Annotated in this window: 16 protein-coding genes; 8 read left to right on the top strand and 8 right to left on the bottom strand. The window is 41.8% G+C overall.

Annotated features, from left to right (window positions below):
• Positions 1-107: 107 nt before the first annotated feature.
• The 3 genes from minC (at position 108) to minE (ending at position 2,615) form a co-directional block, all read left to right on the top strand.
• The gene (gene minC, locus FBB35_RS26765; RefSeq protein WP_174712165.1) at positions 108-1,196 is read left to right on the top strand and encodes a septum site-determining protein MinC; all 1,089 of its coding nucleotides are present in this window, start codon (positions 108-110) and stop codon (positions 1,194-1,196) included.
• Positions 1,197-1,481: 285 nt separating this feature from the next.
• Positions 1,482-2,288, top strand: coding sequence for a septum site-determining protein MinD (gene minD / locus FBB35_RS26760; protein WP_174712164.1), 807 nt, complete (start codon positions 1,482-1,484; stop codon positions 2,286-2,288).
• Positions 2,289-2,324: 36 nt separating this feature from the next.
• Positions 2,325-2,615, top strand: coding sequence for a cell division topological specificity factor MinE (gene minE / locus FBB35_RS26755; protein WP_012410010.1), 291 nt, complete (start codon positions 2,325-2,327; stop codon positions 2,613-2,615).
• A gap of 215 nt (positions 2,616-2,830) precedes the next feature.
• Here the strand turns inward: minE and FBB35_RS26750 are convergent, their stop codons facing one another.
• Entirely contained in the window at positions 2,831-4,153 is a 1,323-nt protein-coding gene (locus FBB35_RS26750) for a hypothetical protein (RefSeq protein WP_174712163.1), read from the bottom strand.
• A gap of 862 nt (positions 4,154-5,015) precedes the next feature.
• Here FBB35_RS26750 and fmt point away from each other — a divergent pair.
• A complete protein-coding gene (gene fmt, locus FBB35_RS26745; protein WP_174712162.1) occupies positions 5,016-6,047 on the top strand; it encodes a methionyl-tRNA formyltransferase in 1,032 nt (343 codons plus the stop codon).
• Between the two features lie 50 nt (positions 6,048-6,097).
• On the opposite strand, the gene FBB35_RS26740 is transcribed toward fmt, so the two are convergent.
• Positions 6,098-6,451, bottom strand: a complete 354-nt coding sequence (locus FBB35_RS26740) for a DUF6464 family protein (protein ID WP_174712161.1) — start codon at positions 6,449-6,451, stop codon at positions 6,098-6,100.
• A gap of 107 nt (positions 6,452-6,558) precedes the next feature.
• On the bottom strand, positions 6,559-8,070 hold the full coding sequence (locus tag FBB35_RS26735; protein ID WP_174712160.1) for an FAD-dependent oxidoreductase: 1,512 nt from the start codon (positions 8,068-8,070) through the stop codon (positions 6,559-6,561).
• A 181-nt stretch (positions 8,071-8,251) separates the two neighbouring features.
• On the opposite strand from FBB35_RS26735, the gene FBB35_RS26730 reads away from it, so the two are divergent.
• On the top strand, positions 8,252-9,154 hold the full coding sequence (locus tag FBB35_RS26730; RefSeq protein ID WP_174712159.1) for a class I SAM-dependent methyltransferase: 903 nt from the start codon (positions 8,252-8,254) through the stop codon (positions 9,152-9,154).
• Between the two features lie 239 nt (positions 9,155-9,393).
• Positions 9,394-11,229, top strand: a complete 1,836-nt coding sequence (gene modB / locus FBB35_RS26725) for a molybdate ABC transporter permease subunit (RefSeq protein WP_174712158.1) — start codon at positions 9,394-9,396, stop codon at positions 11,227-11,229.
• Positions 11,230-11,481: 252 nt separating this feature from the next.
• Here modB and FBB35_RS26720 read toward each other — a convergent pair whose 3' ends face one another.
• Positions 11,482-11,853, bottom strand: coding sequence for a four-helix bundle copper-binding protein (locus FBB35_RS26720; protein ID WP_174713781.1), 372 nt, complete (start codon positions 11,851-11,853; stop codon positions 11,482-11,484).
• Between the two features lie 544 nt (positions 11,854-12,397).
• A complete protein-coding gene (locus tag FBB35_RS26715; protein ID WP_174712157.1) occupies positions 12,398-13,462 on the bottom strand; it encodes a YheT family hydrolase in 1,065 nt (354 codons plus the stop codon).
• A gap of 156 nt (positions 13,463-13,618) precedes the next feature.
• Here FBB35_RS26715 and FBB35_RS26710 point away from each other — a divergent pair, with 156 nt between their 5' ends.
• Positions 13,619-14,362: a response regulator transcription factor gene (locus FBB35_RS26710; protein WP_174712156.1), complete on the top strand. Its 744-nt coding sequence runs from the start codon at positions 13,619-13,621 to the stop codon at positions 14,360-14,362.
• Between the two features lie 282 nt (positions 14,363-14,644).
• On the opposite strand, the gene FBB35_RS26705 is transcribed toward FBB35_RS26710, so the two are convergent.
• The 3 genes from FBB35_RS26705 to FBB35_RS26695 all read right to left on the bottom strand — a co-directional run bounded on the left by FBB35_RS26705 (position 14,645) and on the right by FBB35_RS26695 (position 17,290).
• A complete protein-coding gene (locus FBB35_RS26705; RefSeq protein ID WP_174712155.1) occupies positions 14,645-14,866 on the bottom strand; it encodes a hypothetical protein in 222 nt (73 codons plus the stop codon).
• Between the two features lie 53 nt (positions 14,867-14,919).
• The gene (locus FBB35_RS26700; protein WP_174712154.1) at positions 14,920-16,419 is read right to left on the bottom strand and encodes a cryptochrome/photolyase family protein; all 1,500 of its coding nucleotides are present in this window, start codon (positions 16,417-16,419) and stop codon (positions 14,920-14,922) included.
• Positions 16,420-16,498: 79 nt separating this feature from the next.
• Positions 16,499-17,290, bottom strand: a complete 792-nt coding sequence (locus FBB35_RS26695; protein WP_174712153.1) for an S-adenosyl-l-methionine hydroxide adenosyltransferase family protein — start codon at positions 17,288-17,290, stop codon at positions 16,499-16,501.
• A 155-nt stretch (positions 17,291-17,445) separates the two neighbouring features.
• On the opposite strand from FBB35_RS26695, the gene FBB35_RS26690 reads away from it, so the two are divergent.
• Positions 17,446-18,342 (top strand): hypothetical protein, encoded by an 897-nt coding sequence (locus FBB35_RS26690; protein WP_174712152.1) that lies wholly within the window; start codon positions 17,446-17,448, stop codon positions 18,340-18,342.
• Positions 18,343-18,345: the final 3 nt, after the last annotated feature.

Raw genomic sequence — 18,345 nt, 5'->3', positions numbered from 1 at the left:
AGTAATCTATGCTCCGCACTTTCTGATCTGATCATGTTGTTAGATTTTCCAACTGATCTAATATTGGTAATGATTCGGAGTGTCCCTTGTCTTTTGGCTAGTACTGCATGACTTCTGATTCTGCAATTCCCAATCTAAAGTCAAATTCTGCACTTCCTAATGCAGAATTAAACTCTATCCTTTCGGAGGTAGAGGTAAATCCTACTGTTTCTGATGTAGAGTCAGATTCTATCCCCCCTGATGCGGAGTTAAGATCCGTCCTCCTTTATTTAAAATCAAATACTATCCTTGGGGATCTAGAGCCAAATTCTGCTAACCCAGATGTAGAGCCAAATCCTGCTAACCCAGACTTAGAGTCTAATCCTGCTAACCCAGACTTAGAGTCTAATCCTGATGTCGCATCAGATTTTATCTTGACTGATTCAAATCCCAATGAGTCAGCAATATCAGCGTATCGCGTAAATGATAATACTCAAGTCCAGTTAAGAAGTAAGGAGGGACGACTGTTATTAATTTTGCCCCCGGAATCTCAAGTATCTGCCTCAGAACTCAGTTGGTCTGATATTTGGCAACAAATCAGGCAACGTTTGAATGCAGGCGATCGCTTCCGGATAGCTAATACACCTGTACATCTCATGGCACAAGACCGCCTCGTAGATGCCAGGCAACTCCAAGAACTCGCCGAGGCTTTAAGTGAAGTCCAACTGCGGCTAATTTCTGTCTCAACGAGTCGCCGACAAACTGCGATCGCAGCCGTCACATCTGGGTATTCTGTAGAACAATTGCAGCCTGTAACTTCCCTGAGTACAGGGTCAGAAGCTACAGCTACACCCCAGGCAGATGCCCTCTATCTAGAAACAACAGTCCGCTCTGGAGTAGAAATTCGTCATCCAGGTACAGTAATTATCTTGGGAGATGTAAACCCAGGTGGTATTGTAATTGCAGATGGAGATATTATCATCTGGGGTCGTTTACGTGGAATTGCTCATGCTGGGGCCGGAGGCAATCGTGAGTGTCTGATAATGGCTTTGCAAATGGAACCTACCCAATTGCGGATCGCAGATGCTGTAGCTAGGGCACCAGAAAAATTACCGACACAATTTTCTCCAGAAGTGGCACATATTATGCCCCAAGGGATTCGCATCACTAGGGCTAGTGATTTTTCTAGAAACCAATTTACTAAGAGCAATCAGTAGCCCTGAATATTTACTTAAAAGATGAAGAATATGAAGGATGAAATATAGCGGTTTTCATGTAGATGGAATACACTACTCTAATGCCTTTCCCCTAGCAAAGTGTATTTAACACGACTGAGCAAAGACGCGGATCGGCTTGTCATAAGACATCGCAATAAAAAAATATTCATCCTCGCCCGAATCAGGGAGACCAGATATTTCTTCATACTTGATACGATACTTCATACTTTATACTGCAATTTACGGTTTTATATTTCTTGAACCCTCATTGACCGCATTTCTATCATGACTCGCATTATAGTGATTACCTCCGGTAAAGGAGGAGTGGGTAAAACCACAGTTTCAGCAAATCTGGGCATGGCTTTAGCCAAAATAGGTCGTCAAGTTGCCTTGGTTGATGCGGATTTTGGTCTGAGAAATTTGGATTTACTGCTAGGGCTGGAGAACCGCATTGTCTATACTGCGGTGGAAGTCTTGGCCAGAGAGTGTCGCTTAGAACAAGCCTTGGTGAAAGATAAACGCCAACCCAATCTTGTACTCCTACCGGCAGCCCAAAATCGCTCCAAAGATGCAGTCACACCGGAACAGATGAAGTTACTGGTCAATGCCCTAGCGCAAAAGTATCAGTACGTAATCATCGATAGCCCCGCCGGTATTGAAAATGGGTTTAAAAATGCGATCGGCCCGGCCAAAGAAGCGCTAGTTGTCAGCACACCAGAAATTTCCTCAGTTCGTGATGCCGACCGAGTAGTGGGGTTACTTGAAGCACAAGGTATCAAGCGTGTTCATTTAATAATTAACCGCATCAGACCCGCAATGGTGCAGGCAAATGATATGATGTCAGTGCAAGATGTTCAGGAACTTCTCGCCATTCCCCTGATCGGGGTAATCCCTGACGACGAGCGTGTTATTGTATCTACCAATCGCGGCGAACCCTTAGTGTTAGCTGAAAATCCCTCTTTAGCCGCCACAGCCTTTGAGAACATTGCTCGTAGATTAGAAGGAGAAAGTGTCGAATTTCTGGAGATCGACTCATCCCAAGACAGCATCTTCGCCCGTCTACGAAGGTTGTTGTGGACAAAGATTGTTTAACTTACTTTTCCAGTCTCCGCGCCAGACCTATTCGTAATGATTGAACTTCTAGAAAAACTTTTTTCTCGCGGCCCTGATAGCAGTCGAACTCAAGTTAAACGTCGGCTGCAATTGGTGATTGCTCACGATCGCGCTGATTTAGATCCTCAAACATTGGAAAAAATGCGGAAAGAAATCTTAGATGTAGTCTGTCGCTATGTCGAAATTGAGACAGAGGGCTTGGAGTTCTCCTTAGAAAGCAACCAACGAACAACAGCTTTAATTGCTAATTTGCCCATCCGCAGGGTAAAAGGGGCCATACCTGAATGGGAAAGGGGTGATAAATAAATTTTTATAGTTTTAATCTTAAGTATTTTTATTGCAATTGCAACGAGTTGTCCCAAGTTTTGGATTAAATAAACTCTTATATTGACATGTTTGAGTAAATGTCAATATAGGAGTTTTGAGTATAGAAAGTACCCATTAAAATGAGAATCGGGATATAAAAAATCTCCCGTTGTCCATCGGTGATGATAACGGGAGTAGATAAATTATTCTATAAACTATCGGTAAGCCACTTGTGGCCCTGCCCAAATCTCTGTAACCTTTTTACCAAAAGTAATCGGCTGATCTTCGTCTGTTGTGGGTACAGTCTTGCCATCATTAGCAACTTGCATTAGTGGCCAGTTTTCATCACCCAATTCACCTGCACGGAATAATACATGATCCGGTTGCTTTTTACTCCAACCTAACAAGACGGCAATTTTCTCATGCTCATCTTGCTCATTAGCAGGAGCAACTATATTAGCGTGATTTTTTTGCCGATCCCAAATCACTGCACTATCTGTAGAATCGCCTGTGTTAAATATCCCTTCAAACTTGCGTGCTAAAAAGCGATCGCCTTTTTCCGACCAGCTAACCGGAACTAATACCCCAATTTGACCGTTTGGATTAACCTCTTCTGACGAAGAACCCTTTAGAGCTTTTACTTTTAATAAAGGATCGCTAACTGGAGTAGTTGAAGCCATTACCCACAACTTCTTCGTGTGCATATCTTGGACAAACAGAACGCTGGTAACACGGCTGTTGTACATTTCGGGTTTTACTTCTAGTTGCACCCGACTATAAACAGCATATTTACCATCTGGAGAAACCACGGGTACGCTACGGTAGTGACGAACTCCAGAACCACCGTTGGAACCAATTGCTTCTTGAGTCGCTGTAATCCATTTCCAAGGAATAGGATGAGGACTACCTATGGGATCTATTTGTTCAGCTTGGGACTCATCACGTGGTTCAGAAACAGGTATTTCTGTTGTTGTAGTTGGTTGTGACTCTCTAAGAGTTGGTGCTACTTGAGTTGCTGTCAATGATTTAGTAAAAGACTTTTCTCTAGAGAGAGATTTTTCTTGTCCTTTCAAAGACTTGATATTAGCAGCTTTGAGTTTTTGTACTAGATTAAGCTGACTAACAGGAACATCTGTTAATGGTGCAAGTTCAACTGCTGCCAAAGTATCAGGAACAGTTAAATCGTTGTTTAACCCATAACTATTTGCTTGAGCAAAAGACTCAATTTTATCTGATGGTAATACTTGCGGTTCCTGGACAGCAGAACTTTGTGTGGGTACAGAGTCAAATTTTTCTGTTAAAGAATCGATTTGATCTGTTTTCGATATTTCAGCTATCTCAGGTTCCCCAACTACAGCTATTTCCTTTGATACAGAGTCAGAATCTCCAGTCTTCGAAGTTAGTTTAGCTACTTCGGATTTTACAGGGAACGAGTGAGCCGATGCCCCTAGCAAGGGTGCGATCAGTATCACAACGACAACGTAATTGAGAAATGGTTGCGCGCGGAACCATCCTGACAGCAAAAGGGGTTTAAGCATTTGTAGACTCTCTAGAGGGGCGGTTGCTATGTGAGAAGCAATACCTATGCAGCAATGGGGCAGGCAGTAATTATATGTATAACAAGAAACTAAAAACTTTGACGAGATATTTCCTTCAAAGTTTGCTGAGTTTTACAAAAATTAAGTATCATTGTCTACACCTTTTCTTACTAAGGTACTGAATGTTTTTTTGCAAAAGTATGCGAGTATAGTAAATGCGTTGAGAACTCAGTAATTACTACACGATATATAATTCTGCTGTTTATCTACCCGACAATACCAAAAAGATATATTAGTCAAGTGGTATTCAAGTTATAGTTGAGGCGATAACGCTGGCAACAAAAAATGAAATAACTTAAGTTATTGGGGATCGTACTAGTTGTAGCTAGTACACAATCAACAAGTCAGGTTACACACTAAATATAACAGCGCAAACCCTCATAATGGTAAACGTGAGGTGTTGTGTGAAAAGCTGGGGAAGCAGACGCATAATAAATCATACTCAGAAAATACTGCTGTCAGCAACCCAAATCTATAAATTGCAATCTCAACTACAAAATAGCTAGAAGACGCAATAGTTTTTTACAAACCCAACTGTATTTAATGCCAATTCGGGGTAAACGTCCGGGAACACAACAAAACTAACTTGGTAGATGCTCTAGCGGCTCGTGACGAGACACCACTAAACGATGAGGGTTTCCTAAAGGCAATACAGCTTATACTAGCTGTTACACTTGTCAAGTTAACTATTTAAGTTAATCAAACAGCCTTTTGGTTTCACTCGATACGAGAATATTGTACCACCAAACAGCCGATATTATTTACCATTAACTAATGACTTACGATTAACAAATAATTATTAATGAAAATTGTATTTTTTGGTACACCACAGTTTGCTGTACCCACGTTGGAAAAGTTATTGAATGATTCAAAATTTGATGTGTTGGCAGTTGTCACTCAACCAGATAAACGCCGGGAAAGGGGAAATCAACTTACTCCTTCACCTGTAAAGGCGATCGCCACTGCCCACAACTTAGCAGTATGGCAACCAGAAAAAGTAAAAAAAGATACTGAGACTTTGGACAAGCTCAAAGAATTAGACGCAGATGTGTTTGTTGTTGTCGCTTATGGACAGATTTTATCGTCAAAAATCTTAAAGATGCCAAAGTTAGGCTGCATTAATGTGCATGGCTCGATTTTACCTAAATATCGGGGTGCAGCGCCGATTCAGTGGTGTTTGTATAATGGTGAGCAGGAAACGGGGATCACAACCATGTTAATGGATGTGGGGATGGATACCGGGCCAATGCTAGAAATAGCCACTACACCCATTGGATTACTGGATAATACTCAAGATTTAGCCGAAAGACTAGCTGCGATCGGTGGGGATTTGTTAGTGGAAACTCTGTTGAAGTTGGAACGCCAGGAAATTAAACCAATACCCCAAGATAATTTTTCAGCTACTTATGCACCTCTGATTCAAAAAGAAGATTATGGTTTGGATTGGTCAAAAAGCGCGATCCAATTACACAATCAAATTAGAGGCTTTTACCCTAACTGCACGGCTACCTTTCGTAACAACTTGTTGAAAATCACCGCTTCGGCTCCCCTTGGTTCTGTAGGCGATGTCTGGCGACAAGCCGCTCCGCGTCTACGCAATCTCCCACCAGAATTACAAGAATTAATTCCTAAATTGCCTGATTTATCAAATGTATCAGACAAACCGGGAGCTGTAGTGAACATTACCAAAGGCATTGGAGCGATCGTCCAAACTGGGGAAGGTTTATTGCTGTTGCGAGAGGTTCAGCTAGCTGGGAAACGTCCCCAGTCGGGATGGGATTTTGTTAATGGTACCCGCTTAACTGTGGGAGAAGTTTTTGGTGCGGGTTGTTGAGGGACAATAATTCCTAACTCCTTGTACAGACGCGATTAATCGCGTCTCTCCTAAGACTTTTCATAAAAGCGGCAAGATTCGCAAGGGCCCTCTGGGTTGACTGCACAGCGAATGAGTTCTGAATGAGCATTGTAGGAGCAGGTAGCATCGCCAACTACCCAGCGTCCACCTACTAAACTTTTTTCAGATGGTCGTTTAGCCGACTGCACGTAAATAGCAATATTATGTAAGCGGTAGCGCCCAGCTTTAAGTTGGTATTTATGGCGGCGTTCTAAAACCGCATAAGTTTTACCTTCAAAATCGAGATAATTTCCGGGTTGGGGTGTCCAATCAAGTTGCACTTTACCGAGTGACTCACGCGGATGCGTCAGAATCACCTCGGTTTGTAAAGAGTCTGGCTCCATAAGCTTATGTGATTTGATTTACATTAGAAGAATGGTATAGCATAGCTTTCTTTAGCTTACCGAATTTACGATTACAATTAATGATTACCTTTTCGTGTCCCTACGGATTAAGGCAACCAAAAGTCAGGTAGGATAGATTTGCCCAAGTCACGTAGAGTTTGGTTGAGCGATCGCGCAACTTGGATATGTGCTTCATCCTCTTCTACAGCTAAAATCTCAGCTGGCTGACCTTCTCCCAAATAAGAGACCACCAAATTTGCCGCCTCCAAACCAGTAACATAAGCCTTTTCCTGTGACCAGGAACCATGACGGTTCACAATCCAATCCCCACTCATAAACACATTCTCAAAACTTGTCTTCGCGGGCAACATATAACGATAGCTACCAGGTGCAAAGTGAGTCACCGCCTGAGATAGCCGAATTACACTGCTATCAACGATCTTTGCCTCCCGAAAGGCAGGTACACAATTTGCTAAATAACCCTGAACTATTGCCAAAATTTCCTCATCACTCAAATTGAGAAACTGATTCGCATGATAAAAATCAGCTTCAATCACCGTTCCTGGCTCATCTCGATATTCATCATGTAAGGCATTCAAATCAAAAAACGTCCAACCTGTACTTGCGTCGAATCCGAAACAAGCATTAGAAGGACGGGGAATATCAATTCTGCGGTCAAACCATAGCCGCGTTGCTAAAACATCAATCGCTCCTAAATTGCTCAAATTACGGAACTCTTCATGGCTTTGTAAACTAGGGCTAGTTGAGACAATTTTCTTCATTCCTGTAATCCCAACTGCAAAAATCACGGCATCTGCTTCAATTACTTCTTCACCGCAAACCACACCTTTCGCCCGATGATTACTATCAACAATTAAGTCTGTAACTCGGCGCTTGGGTAGGACTCGCGCACCAGCTTTTTCAATCTGTTCTACCCAAGGACGAAATATCTTTTCTCCAACAGTTCCCCGACACCAAACTACATCAAAATCGGGTTGATGAGCCAGAATAAAAAAGTAAAGCATCCCTAAAGTTGCTGCGGCCGAACATTGTTCACCAGGGGCAAACAAGCCCACTAATAACATTGGTTCAAAAGCCTCGCGGTAAAGTCGTGCAGAAACATTAAAGTTTTTGAACAATTCTCGAGCAGTTACAAAGTCATAGCGCCGCCAAGCATCATCAGAATTGTCAAAATCAACAACAGCATACAGTAAAGGCAGGGCGCTCAGACGGTCAATTAATGGCAATCGTTTAAACTGAGTATATAGAAAAGTTCCTAGTGGGGATGGGAGTCGCGGTAAATCCTGAAAAATCGGTGATTCAACTTCCAAGCCTGCTGGCGAATATTGCGAAGAACGAGTCCAAGTAGTAAAAGGATTAATTTCTAATTGATTGATTAAAGAAAAAATATTTTTGTAGGGATACCAAAAGCCATGAATGCCAGCTTCAACAGATTTTCCGGAGGCTGTTTGCCAACCTGCTACCAATCCACCGGGATAAGGACCTGCTTCTAGAAGAGTCACATCATAACCTTGTTTTACCAAGTGGTAGGTTGCTCCTAAACCAGCCCAACCAGCACCTACAACTACCACCCGTTTTTGTTGCGATCCTTCTACCATCCCAGCCTCCGATTGTTGCTGTCCATCAACTAATGTATACGAACTTGTGTTCTGATCGAATGACAGGTTGTTACTATAGCGGTTTTCCTGGGGATGCAGTTCAGTAAAAATGCCTTGCGGTTAATGCTGAGTTACGAGTATAACAGAAAACAGACTTAACTATTGATGAGGAATAATCATAATGACTCAAGTAGCAAATACAAAATTCAGTTTAAATGACTTTGAATTACGAGATGGTATTTATTTTCCTAGTGACTATGAACAGTTGAATAGTACTCAACATAAAAAAACATGGGACGCAATTGGTAAAACATATTATGGTTCTCAGAAAATTGAAAAACTTGCAGATACCTCTCCCATCAAACAAGATTACACTTTACTAACTGGTACACCTGGAGGTACATGGAACAAATTTCCATTGAATAAAACTGTTGGCTCTATTTTAGAAATTGGCTCTGGTTATGGCCGCGCCCCTTTACATCTCTCGAAAGCAAAAAATCTCAAATGCGAAAAATATTATGGTATTGATATTTCTGAACCTTTATTGCGGCGGTTAATCAAGGTTAAACAAGAATATAATTTTTTCCCGGAAGCTGAATTTAACTTGATTTGTACTTCTGCTGAAATATTGCCTCTAGAAGATAATTCTATAGATTTGGTAATTTCTAACTGCGTCTTTATGCACATACCAGATGCACAATTAAGAAGCTTGTTGGCTGATATATCTCGCGTACTAAAACCTGGCGGAATTTTTGTTTTTAATCATTCCTTTCATAACAAATCTTGTCCTTCTCATATTATCCATAATTTTATTAGAAGGCTGAATCCATTTGTGAGAAATCCCGTTTATCTCAAGCAATATTCTGCTGTTGAAATAAATGAAATGTTAATGACTGCTGGCATCCAAAGTAAGTGCCCAGAATACATTGTCGAACCAACGGCAGAATATGCAATTTTGCCGGAAACTATTAAGGGAATTCCAGTACCTTTTGCTAATGCTATTAACAGAAGTCTTAAACCATCAGATGCTTTGAAAGAGACTTTGGCTTATGGTTTTAGTGCCTACAGTACGAAACTGGATTAAGTAGACGTAAATAATTAAAGCTTTTGAGAGACGGTAGGGGCAATTCATGAATTGCCCCTACTTACCTAGAATTGCAAGCCGCAGATCCCCGACTTCGTAAAAGTTGCCGGGGATCTTGTTTATGTATGTTTAATTCAGTATTACTATATTTGTTAAGTAGTTTACCAACTTTTATTAACGTATCAGAACTAAAGTTGGTAAATTAGTAATTAGTTAAGCTAATTTTTCCCTACGCAACTATGCCATTGGATTTATCGCCTCTTTGGATATCACTCAAAACTTCATTACTTGCCACATTTATTACTTTCTTCTTGGGTATTGCTGCTGCCTACTGGATGCTGGGATATCGCGGCAAAGGTAAATCGTTGATTGAGGGTATCTTTATTGCACCACTGATTTTACCGCCTACAGTTGTCGGTTTCTTGTTGCTGCTATTTTTTGGCAAAAATGGCCCTGTAGGGAAACTCATGCAGACTTTTGATTTCAGCATCGTCTTTACTTGGTATGGTGCTGCGATCGCAGCCACGGTAGTTTCTTTCCCTTTAATGTATAAAACTGCACTAGGAGCTTTTGAACAAATAGATGGTAACTTACTGCGAGTAGCTAGAACCCTTGGTGCAACCGAAGCTACAATCTTTTGGCGTATCAGTTTACCCTTAGCACTACCTGGGATTGTCGCCGCCACAATGCTCGCTTTTGCCCGTGCTTTGGGAGAATTCGGGGCAACGTTAATGTTGGCTGGTAACATTCCCGGACAAACGCAGACAATCCCAATGGCGATTTACTTTGCTGTGGAAGCGGGAGCAATGAACGAGGCGTGGTTTTGGGCGATCGCAATTATGGCGATTTCTCTATCTGGAATAATTGGGGTTAATTTCTGGCAAGAATTGAGGGAGAAGAAGGCAGGGGGTGGGGGGGAGAGGACAGGGGGCAGGGGGAGCAGGGAGCAAGGAGCAGGCGAGGCAGGGGGAGAAAATCTTTATACTTCGCAATCTAGCTTTGAATCTGGTGGCTTATTAGTCAACATTGAAAAAATCCTGACTAGCTTTGATTTAAAAGTTGCTTTTACCTCTGATGAGAAACCTTTGGGATTGTTGGGGGGTTCTGGAGCAGGTAAGAGCATGATTTTGCGCTGCCTTGCGGGGATAGAAACGCCCACAACTGGGCGCATAGTTTTAAATGATAGAGTTCTGTTTGACTCCGTACAAGGAATTAATCTACCTAGCCGCGATCGCCGCATTGGTTTTTTAGTGCAGAATTACGCTCTCTTTCCGCATCTGAGTGTGGCACAAAATATTGCTTTCGGTTTGCCCAAAAAACTATCGGCTGGGAGTATTCGGGTACAGGTAGAAGAACAATTATTAGCGATGCAGTTGCAGGGATTAGGCGATCGCTATCCGCATCAACTTTCTGGGGGACAACAACAACGGGTAGCCTTAGCAAGAGCATTAGCAAGTCAACCGGAAGCATTACTTTTAGATGAGCCGTTCTCGGCACTTGACACCCATCTGCGTAGTCAATTAGAGCAGCAAATGACAGAAACTCTAGCTGATTACCAAGGTGTGACTCTATTTGTCACCCATAATATGGAAGAAGCTTATCGGATTTGTCCGAATCTATTGGTATTGGAGCATGGTAGAGCCGTTCATCATGGCAGCAAATACGATATTTTCCAGCATCCTGCTACCGTTAGTGTCGCTCAACTTACCGGATGCAAAAACTTCTCCCGTGCTGTTCTCCAGTCATCACAACAAATAGAAGCGATTGATTGGGGTTGTACTCTTCAAGTCATTGAACCAGTCACGAGCGAATTATCCCACGTCGGCATTCGTGCCCATCAGTTCATTTTTACCAACGACTCATCACAGGAAAATACCTTTCCCTGTTGGTTAGTACGAACAAGTGAAACGCCCCACCGAATGACGTTGTTTCTTAAACTACATTCTGCTGGCAAGAACTCTCAAGATTACCATCTGCAAGCTGAAGTCTTCAAAGAAAAATGGGTGACTATGAAAGATCAACCGTTTCCTTGGTATGTGCGTTTAGATCATCTGCGCTTGATTTTGATGGAGTGAACGCAGAAATATATGGGACATGGCAAATTATTCAAAATCATCTTAGGGAACTCCAAAAAATAAATTATCCAATTTCTGAACTTCACTACGACTTTCCCTGCCCCTGCCCCCTGCCCCCTGCTCCCTGCTCCCTGCCCTTAAAGCAATGGAATATTTTTTTATTTGGAAGTCCCTTACTTCAAGCGCCCAGATTCCAAAGAGTCTGAGCGCTTGAATATTAGGTTGCAGAGAAACTTCTGCTAGTTAGGGGAATTATACGGGCATCATCTGCATACTTCTGCAAGACTCTGCACATTTACGGCAAGCAGCAGCACATTCCATCATTTTCATGTCATCGCTCATCATCTCACACGCCATTGCAGTGCGATCGCACATTTCAGCACAGAGCATACAAGTGCGTTCCATGAACTCAGAACCGCTCATCATCATATTCATGCACATCATGCACATTTCAGAGCAATCGCGCATCATGCTCATCATGCTCATCATGTCCTTGTCCATCTGCATACCACCTTTGGCCATGCAGTAAGTCATGGTTTCCATGCACATTTTATGACAGTCCATACAAACTTCCATACAAGCTTGCATTTCGGCAGTCATGGTTTCATTCATCATCATCATCATCATAGGAAGTACCTCTTGATTTTTTGATGCATAAAGAGTGTCCTTGTAAGGACTACTCACAACATTAATCGTATCCTTTGAAAGAGTCAATGGGAGTTTTTTGTCCAGAATTCATAAGACTACTATCCCGATATAATTACCGGGAATTTGGGCAAATCCTACAGAAGTTTGATGCGGTTTTTTTGGTTATTCTTACACATTAAGGCTTAGAAACTCTCGTTGTGGAGTGGAGTTTTCTTGAGCAAGTCAACTTTTCTATCAGCAAGCAAAAGTTAGAGCTATAATCTAGATTAGAACTAATGTCATGATTTCTTGACAAATGCTTTTTTGGAAGCATTTATTAAAATAAATTAAGCCATTAAGCCAGTATTTATTGGCTCTAATGAATATTTTTTTATTCCCATCCACCTCATTTCAATAACAAAATATTAGTGTTATTAAGTTTAAGTCAGTCAGTCAAATAAAAGCAAACTGTGTGAAGAAAGCTAAAACTCTTTTTCCTCCTGCCCCCTGCCTTATCCCAATGATTATTACGCCGGCCTACTTATTCTTTGCGCTGTTGCTCCAACCATTGTAGAATCCGATTCCATGCCCACCAAGGATCGGAGTCTTGTACTTGACGCTGGCACTCTTTGCTACTCAAATAGCCAACATGACCACCGTACTGAGTGAGCAATAAATCTATTGCAGAATTGCGATCGCAGGCTTCTTCTAATTCCGGTATGATAGCTGGGTCAAAAAGTGGATCATCAGCAGCATATAAAATCAAAGTCGGTTTTGAGATTTGCGGCAATATTTGTAAAGCACTACTAGCTTGGTAATATGCTTCCACAGAAGAAAAACCTAATTGGTTAATTACCAGTTCGTTATCGAAACCCCAAATACTATTCGCCCGTTCAATGGCTGCTGGATCAATGCTTCCAGGATGAGCATCATGAATTCGCCATGCCAGTTTTTTTAAATTCTGGGCAATACCCGCTTCCAAATATCTGCCAAAGGGTTTTGTAACTAGATAAGATAGCGATCGCTCCGAATCCAAACTCGGACAAATCACCATACCACCACCGATATCACTGTCTTCTAGTCCTAAATCTTCATACTCCCTAATCACCTCACTAGCCACCTTCACTGCCCATAGTGCTAATTGCCCTCCTAAAGAAAACCCTGTAAACCAAAATTTCCCAGGACATCCCATTGCCTTAGCAGTGGCGGCGATGCGAACAAAATCTTCCCCCTCATACAAACCATCAGAAGTTAGAGTTGGCGACAATTCGGCAGTTTTGCCGTGGGCCCGCCAATCAAATAACACTACAGCGTACCCTTGAGCATAGGCTTTACGCCCTAGCACCCTCAAAAACCATTCTGTTTTTAACTCTCCAGTAATGCCGTAAGTGCCGATAATCGTGCTATGGGCATTTTCTGGGATGGCAACCAAGCCAAAGATTGGCACACCTTGGCCACCAACAAAGATTTTCTCATGATAAGACGGTTCTGGGTCTTTAGTAGTACTTTGCCAGTGACGTTTTCCCCACAAAGCAGTGTATACAGTCATCATCACACCGTTTTGTAAAAACCAAGACGGATTGTAGGGGGGAGCATAACACATCATAGACTATAAGATTTCATGTAGTTGAGTCTTGATTTCACAGTCATTTAATCTTAATATTTATGTAAGATTTAAAAACTTTTTTAGAATCGTTTCAAAAATCTTTGTATCTATCAAAGGTTGTTAATTATCCTTAATAAGTAGTAATAATTTTTAAGAATGCCGAGGATTCTTGTCATAGACGATGACCCAGCGATTTCAGAACTAGTTGCCGTCAACTTGGAAATGGCTGGCTACGATGTTAGTCAAGCTGAAGACGGCATCAAAGGTCAAGCGCTGGCTCTCCAGCTTCAACCAGACTTGATCATGCTCGATTTAATGTTGCCCAGAGTAGATGGGTTTACCGTTTGCCAACGCCTGCGCCGTGACGATCGCACCTCTGAGATTCCCGTGTTAATGTTGACGGCTATGAGCCAAACTCAGAACAAGGTGGAAGGTTTCAATGCTGGCGCAGATGACTACCTCACCAAGCCTTTTGAAGTTGAAGAACTGCTGGCGCGAGTGCGGGCACTATTGCGGCGGACTGACCGCATTCCGCAAGCAGCAAAGCATAGTGAGATTCTAAACTATGGATCGTTGACCCTCGTTCCCGAAAGATTTGAAGCAATATGGTTCAATGACACGGTGAAATTGACTCACTTAGAATTTGAGCTACTTCACTGCTTACTACAACGCCACGGTCAAACAGTTTCTCCTAGCGAAATCCTCAGAGAAGTTTGGGGCTACGATCCCGATGACGACATTGAAACGATTCGAGTCCATATTCGCCACTTGAGAACCAAGCTAGAACCAGATCCCCGCCACCCCCGCTATATCAAAACAGTATATGGTGCTGGATACTGTCTTGAATTACCCGGCGTACCTCCATCAAATGAAGGGGCTTCAGTAACAGTCGTTGAATGAAATCACCCAAGCAGTAGTGATTGTCCAAATTAGTTAAGTGTAAAGTAGGGGCGCACAGCTATGCGTCCCTAAAAATTGTATGTACTTTACGCAGTATCGCTCGATGAATTAATATAAACAACTACATCAAAAGGTAATGGCTCAAACTGACTCATGCTTGTTTCCGCCACTCCAACCACTGTACTAACATTGTTCTCATCACTGTATAAACAAGAGCGTAACCTTTTTTTGGATTTGTTTCAAAAAGAGAAATGGACAACAGCGCTGATACTGTTTATAGTACTAGTTGAAATGCGGAATATGGGCTGTAGTATACTGACTAATTTTAGTTGGTGGGCGTTTGATTTTTCCCTCACAGTAACCCAGGTCGTACATACTAGCAGCTTGAGAATCTTGTTCTGGTGGCACTTTGGTTTTTCCAGCCCAGGCATCAGATTTTCCTAAGCTAAACCAATCTTCATTATTCATCTCTGAGCCAAATGTGTTCTCCGTTGTTTTTATCATTTCGGTATCTCTCCTGTACTGATAAGTAACTGGCTTTGAATACCTTGCATCAACTAAGATTGGGCGTGCCAATCTTGGGCTTGTTGACGGATAGACTGTAATTCTTCAGGAGACATTTTATCCAAATTTTTTAAAATAAAACTCATCCTTCCTTGAGATTCTAGTTGTTGGCGATGTCTGTCAAGAAAATCCCAATAGAAGAAGTTGAACGGACAAGCATTTTCACCAACACGCTCCTTATGGTTATAAACACAACTTTTGCAATAGTCACTCATCTTATTTATATAGTTAGCAGAAGCAGCATAAGGTTTAGACGCCAACACACCTCCATCAGCAAATAAACCCATACCAATAACATTTGTTTGCATTACCCAGTCATAAGCATCAATAAACACTGCATGGAACCAGTTTTCTACAGATTGTGGTGAAAGTCCGGCAATTAAAGCAAAATTACTCAACACCATTAGCCGTTGAATATGATGAGCGTAGCCAGTGCGTTCCACTTGCGTAAGAATCTGGTGTAGACAATTCATTTCGGTTCTACTTGTCCAGAAAAATTTCGGTAGCGGTTGTGTGTGGTTAAACCAATTTTTGTCTGAGTAATCTGCATCTACATAGTGATAGATGCCGTGCATATACTCTCGCCAACCCAACACCTGACGAATGAGACCTTCTACACTATTTATTGGCAATTTGTGTTGGAAATATGCTTGTTGTACGGCTTCAATTACCTCCATTGGTTGGAGTAAGCCGATATTCAAATAAGGAGAAAGTAGCGCGTGCCACATTGTTTCTTCTCCCGTTACCATTGCATCTTGGTAGGGGCCAAAATGCGGTAAACGATGTTGAATAAACCAGTCTAATACTTGAAGTGCCTGTTGGCGATTTATCCCCCAGCGAAAAGGTTTTATTTCCCCATAAGTTGGGCAAGTGAGAGAATTGACCTTGTCAATAACATCGAGAGTAATTTTGTCTGGTTCAAACCATTGTGCAGGTGGTGTATTTAATTTACCTTTGGGCGGTTGACGGTTTTCTTTATCTAAATTCCACTGTCCCCCGACTGGTTTATCTTTCTCCATTAAAATTTGGAAACGCCGCCTTCCTTCCCGATAAAAATCTTCCATTAAGAGACGCTTACGACCTGATGCCCAATTATTGAATTCTTCTGTATTCCACAAAAAATGATTGTTGGGAATCAAAGTAATTGGGCAAAATAGTTCTAAGTTTTGAATCATCTGGGTGAACGGTAAATCATTCGGTGTCATCACCCGTAACTGAGTAATTTGATTTTCTCTAATCCATTCTTGGAGTGGTGTTTCAAAATCTTCAGCTATTTTGTATGTTACTGAATATTTTAGTTGTCGCAACTCTTGGGCAAAATGCCTCATTGCCGACCAAAGTAAGACTAACTTTTGCCGATGGTAAGGTCTGACTTGAACATGATGCAGCGACTCGATCAAAATTACAGGCACGTTTTCCTGATCAAAACAACTTTGTAAAGCTGCTTGTTTTTCCCAAAGTTGGTCGCCTAATACCCAAACTCCAATTGTCATTGTTAGTACCACTAATACCCATATCTACAGATAAACATAGATAGTGCTTATCTGTAGGGTGTAGAGGAGTAGATTTAATTTAGGTAATTCGAGTTACTTGCTGATTCACACGGGGACGGCCAAAGCGCTCCCAAGCACTCCCTCCTCGCAGAAACAACTCTAAAAAGCGCAATGGTTCTCCTGAATCGCCTCTTGACCAACCGGAACTACCAGGAGCAAAGGCTAAAGTTCCTTCAGACACCTTGAAGCTGCCATCAGAATACACAGCATCACTGACTACATCTCCAATTCGGATCACAATCTTGGTTTGAGGCTCCAAGTTAAGTGTATGGGCCCCAATAGTTGTTTTGATGTTGCCATAGCCATCAACCCAGGCAATTCGATCTGGTGGAACATCTGGGATTTGCTCACTCTTAAGGCTATCTCCCAGAAGGCTAAAATCTTCATTCATAATGGCAGCCGCAGCCGGAGGAAACACATCCCGTGAGCGAAACTGCGATCCACCACGAGAAACGTTGACTACTCGCAACTCCTTTGTATAGTCTTTGATAAAGGAGAGGGTGTAACCTGCATTCACACCCACTACTTTTACACCATTAGATAAAAGAGCATAAGTTAACCCTTCACCTTCATTGTCTCGACGAGCTTCAGGATCATCCTGACGAGGCGCACAGTTATGATAAATTAGGCGATCGCTAGGGCCTGAGTTAAGCCCTAGTTGGGCAATCCAGAATCCCGTTGCCAAGGTACTGAATGCTGGAACCGAAAGTAAATGAATTTGGGCATGAGGAAAAGCCATCAGCAGACGTTGTGTGACTTCTATAAATGCCGGATCTCCTGTACCGTAGTCTGCAATGACGCAGATAAACATTCTGCTCCTCCTTCTGATGGGTAGTAATTTGCAATCAACGTAATTCATAATTCATAATTATGAATTATTCCGTCATTATGTGATTACAGAGTGAAATAAACACTTGTTTGTTAATTTCACTCTTAATTAATAACGTTAAAGTATTAGTTAACGCAATGAAAACAATCACTTCACTTTTTAGCGAAGAACGTAACCAACTCCAGACAGATATTGATAACACAACCAACATCGAGGAGATAGTTAAGTTGGTTCACAATCGACTTGATAATCTCGAAATAATTTATATTGAAAAGCTTAATTTAGCTCAAGTTCGTCTAGCTTCTTTTTTCCTAGATACCCTGCGGCAGTCCATCGCCACTCTTGCTGCGGCTAACTATTCTCAAATTTCTCCGACAGAACAAAAGCAATTTACTAACCCAAGTACAAACCTTTTTTCCAGCAGATTAATCCTAAAACTGCTAAAGGGACTAATTTATATAGGCATCTTAGGTTCGTTATTCTCCTTAACTAAAACTACCCCAGGTGCATGGATGGCTATCTTACTAACCTCTCTACTTCTAGGGGTAGAAGTTGTGCTTCAACTCGACTTAAAGAATCAGCAAAATTCTATATCTTCAGAACTATTGGAATTACCTAAACCTCTGCTCCAGGTTGATAGCAAAGTATTTTTAGATCATCTTGGCGATGCTCTCAACACTATCGACCTAGCAGTAGCTAGAGTAGAAGATGGGAATAAACATGAAGGCGATTTAGCTATAGAAGAACTACCAGAGTTATTAAATTTTCTGCAAAGGCTAATGGGCGCATCTAAACTTGATAAACCCCAAATGGCTTATGAACTTGCAAAACTTCTACCACAGATTTTAATGTCTCAAGGAATTAACGCTCAAGTTTACCGATCAAATAGCGATCGCAATTATTTTGACTTTGAGCCAAGTATCGACCCCGATACCAAAGATCACGTCACTCTAACTCCGGCTTTGTTAAAAGGCGATCGCTTAATTAGGCGCGGTCGGGTAATTGAACCAGCATATTCCTCTGCTAGAGAATAATAG

Origin of the sequence: Nostoc sp. TCL240-02, assembly GCF_013343235.1 — a bacterium.
Lineage (GTDB): Bacteria > Cyanobacteriota > Cyanobacteriia > Cyanobacteriales > Nostocaceae > Nostoc.
The sequence above is the reverse complement of the archived record's forward strand: the minus strand, read 5'-3'. Positions and strand labels throughout refer to the sequence as shown.

What these genes read in the sequence shown, in the direction of transcription:
- minC (WP_174712165.1), top strand. Translation starts at nt 108, where the DNA reads ATGACTTCTGATTCTGCAATTCCCAATCTAAAGTCAAATTCTGCACTT.
- minD (WP_174712164.1), top strand. Translation starts at nt 1,482, where the DNA reads ATGACTCGCATTATAGTGATTACCTCCGGTAAAGGAGGAGTGGGTAAA.
- minE (WP_012410010.1), top strand. Translation starts at nt 2,325, where the DNA reads ATGATTGAACTTCTAGAAAAACTTTTTTCTCGCGGCCCTGATAGCAGT.
- FBB35_RS26750 (WP_174712163.1), bottom strand. Translation starts at nt 4,153, where the DNA reads ATGCTTAAACCCCTTTTGCTGTCAGGATGGTTCCGCGCGCAACCATTT.
- fmt (WP_174712162.1), top strand. Translation starts at nt 5,016, where the DNA reads ATGAAAATTGTATTTTTTGGTACACCACAGTTTGCTGTACCCACGTTG.
- FBB35_RS26740 (WP_174712161.1), bottom strand. Translation starts at nt 6,451, where the DNA reads ATGGAGCCAGACTCTTTACAAACCGAGGTGATTCTGACGCATCCGCGT.
- FBB35_RS26735 (WP_174712160.1), bottom strand. Translation starts at nt 8,070, where the DNA reads ATGGTAGAAGGATCGCAACAAAAACGGGTGGTAGTTGTAGGTGCTGGT.
- FBB35_RS26730 (WP_174712159.1), top strand. Translation starts at nt 8,252, where the DNA reads ATGACTCAAGTAGCAAATACAAAATTCAGTTTAAATGACTTTGAATTA.
- modB (WP_174712158.1), top strand. Translation starts at nt 9,394, where the DNA reads ATGCCATTGGATTTATCGCCTCTTTGGATATCACTCAAAACTTCATTA.
- FBB35_RS26720 (WP_174713781.1), bottom strand. Translation starts at nt 11,853, where the DNA reads ATGATGATGATGATGAATGAAACCATGACTGCCGAAATGCAAGCTTGT.
- FBB35_RS26715 (WP_174712157.1), bottom strand. Translation starts at nt 13,462, where the DNA reads ATGATGTGTTATGCTCCCCCCTACAATCCGTCTTGGTTTTTACAAAAC.
- FBB35_RS26710 (WP_174712156.1), top strand. Translation starts at nt 13,619, where the DNA reads ATGCCGAGGATTCTTGTCATAGACGATGACCCAGCGATTTCAGAACTA.
- FBB35_RS26705 (WP_174712155.1), bottom strand. Translation starts at nt 14,866, where the DNA reads ATGATAAAAACAACGGAGAACACATTTGGCTCAGAGATGAATAATGAA.
- FBB35_RS26700 (WP_174712154.1), bottom strand. Translation starts at nt 16,419, where the DNA reads ATGACAATTGGAGTTTGGGTATTAGGCGACCAACTTTGGGAAAAACAA.
- FBB35_RS26695 (WP_174712153.1), bottom strand. Translation starts at nt 17,290, where the DNA reads ATGTTTATCTGCGTCATTGCAGACTACGGTACAGGAGATCCGGCATTT.
- FBB35_RS26690 (WP_174712152.1), top strand. Translation starts at nt 17,446, where the DNA reads ATGAAAACAATCACTTCACTTTTTAGCGAAGAACGTAACCAACTCCAG.